Source organism: Exiguobacterium sp. UBA6282 (assembly GCF_002440475.1).
GTDB lineage: Bacteria > Bacillota > Bacilli > Exiguobacteriales > Exiguobacteriaceae > Exiguobacterium_A.
In genome coordinates, this window is the sequence record NZ_DJUM01000043.1 from 1 (window position 1) to 2,792 (window position 2,792).

The 2,792-nt window shown below is 51.2% G+C and carries 3 protein-coding genes; 1 reads left to right on the forward strand and 2 read right to left on the reverse strand.

From position 1 onward, the window contains the following. Nucleotides 1-192 (forward strand): hypothetical protein (locus B2751_RS11180; protein ID WP_290774821.1); only part of this gene is annotated, 192 nt, incomplete at its 5' end. Between the two features lie 60 nt (nt 193-252). Here the strand turns inward: B2751_RS11180 and mutL are convergent. Further along, the gene (mutL, locus tag B2751_RS11185; RefSeq protein ID WP_056060460.1) at nt 253-2,085 is read right to left on the reverse strand and encodes a DNA mismatch repair endonuclease MutL; all 1,833 of its coding nucleotides are present in this window, start codon (nt 2,083-2,085) and stop codon (nt 253-255) included. A gap of 10 nt (nt 2,086-2,095) precedes the next feature. Next, a partial coding sequence (locus B2751_RS11190) for a MutS-related protein (protein ID WP_414655217.1) occupies nt 2,096-2,792 on the reverse strand: 697 nt, incomplete at its 5' end.

Sequence of the window (2,792 nt, forward strand, 5' to 3'; positions counted from 1 at the left end):
ATAGCGAAAGAGGCTGACTCAAAAAAGAATGACGCGTCTTTTCACGTCCTTTCCTCAGGCGAGACACAAGCCAGTTTTCCTGCTTTATACAAGCAGGAAAGCGGGTCTTGTTTGTCTCTGAAGCGCATAAATGCGCTTTTTACTGTAGAAGTTGCGTATGACGCGTCATTCTTTGTAGAAACTAACTTTTGAGTCAGCTCCCTTTTCTATAATCTGAGACGACACCTGAATGGGATCGACTCCTCTTCTTGATCACATGACCCTTTTGAATAACTTCTCGAGTTCATATGTCGTCCATTCAATGATGACTGGACGTCCGTGTGGACACGTGAACGGCATCTCTGTCTTCGCTAAATCATCAATCAACCGACGCATCATCTCATCGTTCAACGGATGATTCGCCTTGATCGATTTCTTACATGCCATCATGATGGCGGCATCTTCCCGATACGTCTCAAGATCGATTTTCCGTTTCATCAATGCCTCATCGAGTAATTCTTGAATCGTCTCTTCCTGTCGATGGGACGGGAACCACGTCGGGACTTCTCGGACGATGAAGCTCTGTGGACCGAACGCTTCGAATTCAATGCCGACGTCTTTCAGCAACGGAAGGATTTCCTCCATTCGTTTCATGTCATCTGACGAGATTTCAAACGTATATGGTAAGAGTAATTGCTGCCGTTGCTCCGGTGGTCGACCGAACATGACTTTATACGTCTCGTATTTGATCCGTTCCTGCGCCGCGTGTTGATCAATCATATACATCCCGTCTTCTCCGGCACAGACGATATAGGACGAATGAAGTTGTCCGATGACGTCGAGGTGTGGAAAGCGCGGACGCGCGTGGGATTCCTCCATCGGTTCGACAACGTCCTGCTTGACCGGTTCGATGGGCTCGAATAGATCATCCTCGTTACTAAATGGCAATGGTTTCTCTACAGAGGGTCGATCGTCCTCTTGCGGTTTTTTCGGAATCGGATAATTCCAGACTGCTCGCGATGACGTCTCCTCGACCGGTTCCGCGACGTAAGAAAAATCGAGTTTCTCTTGACTACTCGGATCCTTTTTCGGTTTCGGTGGCGTCACCTTCGGAATCAACGTCTCTCGGCTGAGCGTCATCTTGATTGTCTCTTGAATCAACTGGCAGAGCTCCATCTCTTTTGAGAGACGAACTTCCCGTTTCGCCGGGTGGACGTTGACGTCAATCAGGAGTGGATCCATCGTCACCTCAATGACGGCAATCGGATACCGTCCAATCGGTAAGAGCGTATGGTAACCGTTCAAGACCGCTTGCGTCAGGGCGAAGTTTTTGACCGAACGTCCATTAAGAATCAACGTGATGTAATTCTTCGAGGCACGGGTCACTTCCGGTTTGACGAGATGACATGTCAGTTGATAATCGGCATTCGCTCCCTTAGCGACCAACGTCCCTTGGATCGTTTGATGACCGTAGACACTCGCCAGTGCTTGCCGGACGTCTCCCGATCCATTCGTCTGAATCAGCGTCTTCCCTTCATGGGTAGCCCGAAGCTTGACGTCCGGATGGGCGAACGCCATTCGGTTCAACACGTCCGTGATTGCGGCAAGCTCCGTATGCGTCGTCTTTAAATATTTGAGCCGAGCCGGTGTATTGAAGAAGAGATGCTCGACTGTCAATTCCGTTCCTCGGTTCATGGCAGCTGGTGTCCGCTGAACGACCGTCCCGTACTCAAGCGTCACTTGAATCCCCTCCGCGTCCTCGCGTTTCGTCTTCAACGTCACTTTACTGACGGACGCGATCGAGGCAAGGGCCTCTCCGCGAAAACCAAGTGTCTTGATTCGGAACAAGTCATGCTCGTCCTTAATCTTACTCGTCGCGTGACGAACGAAAGCCAGTTCAGCGTCATCCGGGTAAAACCCGTGTCCGTTGTCACGGATCGTCATCCGTTTCATTCCGGCTTCTTCGAGTTCGACATCGATTTGGGTCGCACCGGCATCAAGTGCGTTCTCGACCAGTTCCTTGACGACCGACGCTGGTCGTTCGACGACTTCTCCCGCCGCGATCCGGTTCGCTAAACTATCGGATAATTCACGAATGATTCCCACTGCATTCTCCTCACTTTCTCGCTTCGGCTTGTAGACGATACAGCGTATTCAATGCCTCGAGTGGCGTCATATTGATCAAATCAAGACTCGCCATCGTCTCACGCAGCGGATCCGCATCTGAGAACAGACTGAGTTGATCAATCGGCTCCTCCTGAACAGGAGCTTTTACAGGTGCTGCGACCGGAACAGGCTCTGCCTGCTCGAACTCGGACAAGAGGACTTGCGCCCGCTCGATCAGACTATCCGGTAAATCAGCTAACCGCGCGACATGGATTCCGTACGATTGATCAGCTTTTCCGTCGCGTACTTCATGCAAGAAGACGACACGCCCCTCTTGTTCAACGGCACGGACATGAACATTCGCTAATCGATCAATCGATTCTTCAAGCACTGTCAATTCATGATAATGGGTCGAAAATAACGTCTTCGCTCCGACATGCCGGGCAATGTGTTCAACGATCGCTTGCGCGAGTGCCATCCCGTCGTACGTCGAGGTTCCGCGACCGATTTCATCTAGCAGGATCAACGACCGGTCTGTCGCACGCGTCAAGGCTTCTTGTGTCTCGACCATCTCGACCATGAATGTCGACTGTCCACTGACGAGGTCGTCTGCCGCCCCGATCCGGGTGAAGATTTGGTCGAAGATCGGCAGTTCCGCTTGAGCAGCTGGTACGAACGAGCCAATTTGATGCAATAAAGCAATCAAG